Raw genomic sequence first — 5869 nt, 5'->3', positions numbered from 1 at the left:
CCCCCAGGGGCGACCCTGCCGTTTTTTTACGCCTGAGATGTCGGCATCAGGTGCTCATGCGGCCTGCACGTATTGCCGGTAACCGCGCGCCCGCAGGTCGCAGGCCGGACATGTGCCGCAACCGTAACCCCAGTCGTGCAAGGCACCGCGCTCGCCCAGATAACAGGTGTGCGTGTCCGCGCGGATCAGGTCGACCAGCGCCTTGCCGCCGAGTTCTTCCGACAGGCGCCAGGTGGCTGCCTTGTCGATCCACATGAGCGGCGTTTCGACTTTGAGCTGCGTCGCCATGCCGAGGTTGAGCGCAACCTGCAAGGCCTTCATGGTGTCATCGCGGCAATCCGGATAACCCGAGAAGTCGGTCTCGCACATGCCGCCCACCAGCACATCCAGTCCGCGTCGATAGGCCACCGTCGCCGCCACCGTCATGAACAGCAGGTTGCGACCCGGCACGAAGGTGTTGGGCAAGCCGTTTTCCTGCATCGAGATGGCAACGTCGCGCGTCAGGGCGGTGTCGGAAATCTTGCTGATCAGGGACAGATCGACCATGTGATCTTCGCCGAGCTTGTTGTTCCACTCGTCCGAAAAGCCGCGCATTTTTTCCAGCAGCGCCGGGCGCACTGTCAGTTCGATGGCGTGACGCTGGCCATAGTCGAAGCCGATGGTTTCGACTTTTTCATAGCGCGAGAGCGCCCACGCGAGGCAGGTGGCGGAGTCCTGGCCGCCGCTGAACAGGACCAGCGCGCGGTGCGGCAGGGAGGGACGTGGTGTTGTTGCGATGTTCATGTTTCCGTCTTCTTATTGATGGGGTGTGGATGCCGTTGCCGTTATTTTTTGCTGACGTTATCGAGCGTCTGTTCGATGAAGTCGCCATCCGGATCGGTGAAGCGCAGGCGCACCGGATACCAGTCCGACGACGGCGCCAGCCAGATGTCGAGCTTCTGGCTCTTGTCGTCCGGCGGCGGCGCGCGGAAGATGTGCACGGCGTTGACCTCGCCTTGTTTCGTCTTGATCTTTTCGCGGCCGACCACCTTGAAGCTCCATTGTTCGGCGTCGCGCGGACCGGCCACGAAGAACTGCCATTCGGAACCGTTGGTGAACTTGTCCGGCGCACCGCGCGCCACCGAGATCAGTTGCCAGATGATGCTGGTGCGATCCTGTTCTCCTCCCTTGAGGGGATAGGTTTCAGTCGATTGCGTGAAGTTGATGGCGTGCGTTTCGCGGTTGAAGGTGGTGGTGGACGCTTCGCGGCGGAAGCGTTTTTCCACGAAGCGCGCCGGCGCCAGGCCGAATGCATCGATGTCGCCTTCGCTGGTGGCTTCGAGAATTTTGCCGACCAGCATCGCGCGCGTTTCGGCGTTGACGCTGTATTTGCCGTTGGCGTTGCTCCACTTGACCGTCGATTCGCCGGTGACTTGCAGGCCGCTTTGCTTGGCTTCGATGTTGTAGTGGAGGTCGGCCGACGGCGGCAGGCTGACCTTGCGCTTGAGCACCGGATGTTCGGCCGGATCGGCTGCCAGCGCGAGGGGGCCGATGGCGGCGGTGGCGCTCAGCAGCAGGGCGCAGACCAGGCGCGACAGGACGCGCTGCGAGGAAGTGTTGACGGTTTGACTATGCATGTGGGATCACTTGAAAATTCGGCAACTGTCCGGCGGCGATGTCGATGTATCTGCCGGGACGATGCATGCCTACGGTTTTTCGGAGCGTTGCTCGTTTGTTCGACCACGCTCGATGACGCTAGTTTATAGAGTTTTTTATAGAGTTTTTATTGCCGGGTTTTTGCCGTAGAGTTTTTCGTCACGGCGTCTTGAGCTTGGACAGCGACAGTTCCAGATAGTCTCCGTTGGTTTCGGTAAAGCGCAGCCGCGCCGGATACCATTGCCGGCCCGGTTCCAGCCAGATGTCGAGGCGCTGCTCGTACGATCCCGGGCGCGGCTGGCGCACGACGTGCCAGACCTGGGCGGCGCCGGTGATGAGGCGGATTTCTTCCTGGCCGACGACTTGCATGCGCCACACTTCACCATCGCGCACGCCGGCTACGAACATGTCGATGACCGCGCCGGGCGCGAATTTGGCGCTGTCGCCGCGGCCGATGGCGGCCAGTTGCCAGATCAGGCTGGCGCGGTCCTGTTCGCCGCCGGCACGCGGATAATTGGTGGTCGAGGCGGAAAAGCTGACAAGATTGCGTTCGCGGTTGAAGTGCGTATTGGTGGCGGGGCGATTGCGTTTCTTCTCGGTGTACAGCTCGGGCTCGACGCCGAACGCGCCGATCTCGCCGCTGCTGGTGAAGTTCAGGAAGGCGATCTTGGCGAACAGGCGCGTATAGACCTCGCCGTCGACTGTGTAGCGGCTGCCGTCGGTTTTCCAGTCCAGCGTGCTGGTGCCATGCCAGGTGAGGTTGTCGGAGAACGCCAGCACGTCGTATTCGAGTTCGGCGGAGGGTGGCGGATCGATGTGATATTGCGTACCCTGAACGGCGGGCGGGTTGTCGTCTGTGGGAGGTGCGGATGCGGGCGCGGGTTCGGCAGAGGCGGCGGCGTGCACCGGTTCCGGCGCAACTGCGTTCACGGTCGACGGCGTGTCGCTGATGGCGTCGACGGCAGCAACGGCATTGGAGACCTCTGGCGCCGGTGAGGCCGGCGGACGCGGCTTGACGGTTTTCGACGGCTTCCGTGCGGCAGCCACCGGCAACGACACCGGCTGCCTGGGCAACTCCATCGGACGCAGCGTGACGCTCACGCTGGACGTCGCGTGTGCATCGGTGTCGGTCGCGTTGAAATACGCCTTGCCCCAGTGGATGGCCAGTACGTGCAGCACGATGGTGAGCAGGATCAGCGCGGCAATGCGCCAGCGCCTGGTGGGTGGAAAAGCCGTTGCTTCTGTCATGGCGCAAGTGTATCGCGCCCTCGCGATCGGGAGGCGAGGAATGCGTTGCTCGCCTGTGCAAACCACGTACAATCGTCGCAACCCTTACGTGATCATTTTGCCGATTGGAGACTGCAATGCTGAACCACAACAACATGCCCGGCGCCGGATCGATTTCCGACACCATGGAATTCATGCGCAAGATGTGGGGCAGCATGGGCACGCCGGCGATCGGCATCCCGTCGCTGTCGGTGGAAGAAATCAACAAGAAGATCTCCGATCTCAAGACGGTTGCCTCCTGGCTCGAACTCAACATGAACATGTTGCGCGCCACGATACAAACGCTGGAAGTGCAAAGCGCCACGCTGACGACGTTGCAGGCGATGGGCGCGATCCTGACGGCGCGTGAAGGCGAGGGCGCAGCAGCCGCGAAGACGGGCTCGCCGTTCGGCTTCCCGGCATGGCCGCCGCAAGGCAAGCCGGCGGCGGAAGCTGCACCGGCCCCTGCGCCCGAATCCGAACCGGAAGTTGAACCTGAAAAGGCGCCTCAGACTGACGCCGCGGCGCCGGCCGCTTCAGAAGCCAAGCCCGACCCCGCCGCGCCCGATTTCCAGGCGTCGATGGCCAATCCGACGGCATGGTGGAACTTGCTGCAGGAGCAATTCCAGCAGGCGGTCGGCAACGTGCTGGCCGATCAGCCGCCAGCCGGGAAAGATGCCAAAGCACCAGCCCCGGCCGCTCAGAAAAAAACAACAAAAGCCAAGCCCGCAGCCAAACCGCGAACACGCGCCAAATCGACTGTTGTACAATCTCGCAAACCCAAGCCAGCCCCCCGCAAGCCAAAATCCCCTTGATCGGCGCAAAACAACAACATTTGTCCGCATAATTTGCGAGACTTTGCCGCTTGTCATCATTCTGAAATGAAGCCGTTTTAGTATGGGGACGGGGAAAATTCTTGGTAAAATCAACAAGTTAAATCATAGGCAAGGTCAGAATGCTGTACCCAGAACTGTTTAAATCGCTCGAGCAAGTCCGCTGGAACATGGATAAAGATATTCCTTGGGACAAATTCGACGCTTCTCTGCTCTCCGACGAGCAAGCCCAGACCATTCGCATGAACGCGATCACTGAATGGTCGGCGTTGCCCGCGACGGAAATGTTCCTGCGCGACAATCGCGGCGACAGCGACTTTTCCGCCTTCATGTCGGTATGGTTCTTCGAAGAGCAAAAACACTCGCTGGTGCTGATGGAATACCTGCGCCGCTTCAAGCCGGAGTTCGCGCCGACCGAAGAAGAGCTGCATAACGTGCGCTTCGAATTCGATCCGGCGCCGCCGCTGGAAACGCTGATGATGCACTTCTGCGGCGAAATCCGCCTGAACCACTGGTATCGCTGCGCCTCCGACTGGCATACCGAGCCGGTCATCAAGCAAATCTACAAGATCATCAGCCAGGATGAAGCGCGCCACGGCGGCGCTTACCTGCGCTACATGAAAAAAGCCCTGGTCGAAGTCGGCGACACCGCGCGTGCCGCCTTCGCCAAGATCGGTGTGCTGATGGCCTCCGCCCGCCGTACCGAAAAGCCGCTGCACCCGACCAACCTGCACGTCAATCAGGCGCTGTTCCCGAACGACACCGTGCAGAGCCGTCTGCCGGATCCGGAGTGGCTGGAGCATTGGCTCGACACGCAGATCAAGTTCGACAGCGAGTGGGAAAAGAAGGTCGTCGACCGGATTCTGCACAACATGTCGCTGCTGTTTGAGCGCACGTTCGAGACCGTGCAGGAGCTCAACCGCTATCGCAAGGAAATCGTCACGCGCATGGCGCCGCCGGTACGTCCCGCCGCCGCCTGACCGGGTCGCTTCCGAATCGGCAAAGCCGCACTCAGGTGCGGCTTTTTTACATGTGAATGTGACTGTGCAACGCAACCTAAGCAATCGTTAAGCAACCGTACAACGCAACTGTTATCTGGAATTTCCCATGAGTGATTTCGAGAAGAAAATCTGCAGCCGCGCCGATCTGCAAGCGCGCGTCGCCGCCTTGCCGCAGCCGGTGGTGCTGACCAATGGCGTGTTCGACATCCTGCATCGCGGCCACGTGACCTACCTTGCGCAGGCGCGCGCCGAAGGCGCCTCGCTGGTGGTGGCGGCCAACACCGATGCCTCGGTCAAACGTCTCGGCAAGGGCGATGATCGTCCGATCAATACCTGCGAAGACCGCATGGCCGTGCTGGCCGCGCTGGAGTCGGTGTCGCTGGTGGTGCCCTTCGATGAAGACACGGCGTTGGAAGTGGTTCAGGAGGCGCGCCCACAGATTTACGTCAAGGGCGGCGATTACGACATGTCGGCGATTCCGGAAGGGCAGGCCGTGGCGGCCTATGGCGGCCAGGTGCTGTCGATCGCCTTCGAGCACGATCGCTCCACCACCAAGCTGCTGGCCAAGGTGCGCAAGCTGGCCGGCTGATCGCAGGACGCAGGAGCCGCAAAGAACAAGGCCGGCAGGAGCATCGCTCGCTGCCGGCCTTGGCGTTTCAGGAAGCGGCTGCGGCAGCCGGGCCTGTTCAGTGGTGCATATGCTCCTTCATGTCCTTCATGCCATCCTTGCCGGCGGTCTTGTCTTCGACGTAGATCGACACCTCCAGCTTGCCGGCTTTTTCAAACGTCAGCGTCAGCGGAATCTTGTCGCCCAGCTTGAGCGGCTGGCTCAGGCCGATCAGCATGATGTGATAACCGTTGCCGGGCTGCATGGCGATTTTCTCGGATGGCTTGATGTCGATGCTGCCGACTTCGCGCATCTTCATGACGTTGCCGTCCATGGACATGGTGTGGATTTCAGAGGATTTTGCAACAGGCGAGCTGACCGACAGCAGCTTGTCGCCGGCCTTGCCCTTGTTTTCGATGCTCAAATAAGCGCCGCCGGACGGCTGGCCGGGTACGGTCGGACGTGCCCACGGGTGGCCGACCTGAAGGTCGCCGGCTTTGTAATCATGAGCGGAAGCGGCGCCTGGA

Annotated in this window: 7 protein-coding genes; 3 read left to right on the top strand and 4 right to left on the bottom strand. The window is 61.3% G+C overall.

Features of this window, described 5'->3' with window-relative positions; all coding sequences use genetic code 11:
- Positions 1 to 54: 54 nt before the first annotated feature.
- The 3 genes from queC to HLUSI_RS0114925 all read right to left on the bottom strand — a co-directional run bounded on the left by queC (position 55) and on the right by HLUSI_RS0114925 (position 2883).
- Complete coding sequence (gene queC / locus HLUSI_RS0114935) at positions 55 to 783, bottom strand: 7-cyano-7-deazaguanine synthase QueC (protein WP_016834752.1); 729 nt, start codon at positions 781 to 783, stop codon at positions 55 to 57.
- A gap of 41 nt (positions 784 to 824) precedes the next feature.
- The gene (locus HLUSI_RS0114930) at positions 825 to 1616 is read right to left on the bottom strand and encodes a DUF3108 domain-containing protein (RefSeq protein WP_016834751.1); all 792 of its coding nucleotides are present in this window, start codon (positions 1614 to 1616) and stop codon (positions 825 to 827) included.
- Between the two features lie 178 nt (positions 1617 to 1794).
- The gene (locus tag HLUSI_RS0114925; RefSeq protein WP_016834750.1) at positions 1795 to 2883 is read right to left on the bottom strand and encodes a DUF3108 domain-containing protein; all 1089 of its coding nucleotides are present in this window, start codon (positions 2881 to 2883) and stop codon (positions 1795 to 1797) included.
- A 116-nt stretch (positions 2884 to 2999) separates the two neighbouring features.
- Here HLUSI_RS0114925 and HLUSI_RS0114920 point away from each other — a divergent pair, with 116 nt between their 5' ends.
- The 3 genes from HLUSI_RS0114920 to rfaE2 all read left to right on the top strand — a co-directional run bounded on the left by HLUSI_RS0114920 (position 3000) and on the right by rfaE2 (position 5324).
- Positions 3000 to 3716 (top strand): PhaM family polyhydroxyalkanoate granule multifunctional regulatory protein, encoded by a 717-nt coding sequence (locus HLUSI_RS0114920; protein WP_016834749.1) that lies wholly within the window; start codon positions 3000 to 3002, stop codon positions 3714 to 3716.
- A 140-nt stretch (positions 3717 to 3856) separates the two neighbouring features.
- On the top strand, positions 3857 to 4714 hold the full coding sequence (locus HLUSI_RS0114915) for a ferritin family protein (protein WP_016834748.1): 858 nt from the start codon (positions 3857 to 3859) through the stop codon (positions 4712 to 4714).
- A 127-nt stretch (positions 4715 to 4841) separates the two neighbouring features.
- Entirely contained in the window at positions 4842 to 5324 is a 483-nt protein-coding gene (rfaE2, locus tag HLUSI_RS0114910; protein ID WP_016834747.1) for a D-glycero-beta-D-manno-heptose 1-phosphate adenylyltransferase, read from the top strand.
- Between the two features lie 97 nt (positions 5325 to 5421).
- On the opposite strand, the gene HLUSI_RS28815 is transcribed toward rfaE2, so the two are convergent.
- Positions 5422 to 5869: copper chaperone PCu(A)C (locus HLUSI_RS28815; RefSeq protein WP_016834746.1), on the bottom strand; the 448-nt coding region annotated here is incomplete at its 5' end.

The sequence above is a fragment of the Herbaspirillum lusitanum P6-12 genome, assembly GCF_000256565.1.
Lineage (GTDB): Bacteria > Pseudomonadota > Gammaproteobacteria > Burkholderiales > Burkholderiaceae_D > Herbaspirillum > Herbaspirillum lusitanum.
The sequence above is the reverse complement of the archived record's forward strand: the minus strand, read 5'-3'. Positions and strand labels throughout refer to the sequence as shown.

What these genes read in the sequence shown, in the direction of transcription:
- queC (WP_016834752.1), bottom strand. Translation starts at nt 783, where the DNA reads ATGAACATCGCAACAACACCACGTCCCTCCCTGCCGCACCGCGCGCTG.
- HLUSI_RS0114930 (WP_016834751.1), bottom strand. Translation starts at nt 1,616, where the DNA reads ATGCATAGTCAAACCGTCAACACTTCCTCGCAGCGCGTCCTGTCGCGC.
- HLUSI_RS0114925 (WP_016834750.1), bottom strand. Translation starts at nt 2,883, where the DNA reads ATGACAGAAGCAACGGCTTTTCCACCCACCAGGCGCTGGCGCATTGCC.
- HLUSI_RS0114920 (WP_016834749.1), top strand. Translation starts at nt 3,000, where the DNA reads ATGCTGAACCACAACAACATGCCCGGCGCCGGATCGATTTCCGACACC.
- HLUSI_RS0114915 (WP_016834748.1), top strand. Translation starts at nt 3,857, where the DNA reads ATGCTGTACCCAGAACTGTTTAAATCGCTCGAGCAAGTCCGCTGGAAC.
- rfaE2 (WP_016834747.1), top strand. Translation starts at nt 4,842, where the DNA reads ATGAGTGATTTCGAGAAGAAAATCTGCAGCCGCGCCGATCTGCAAGCG.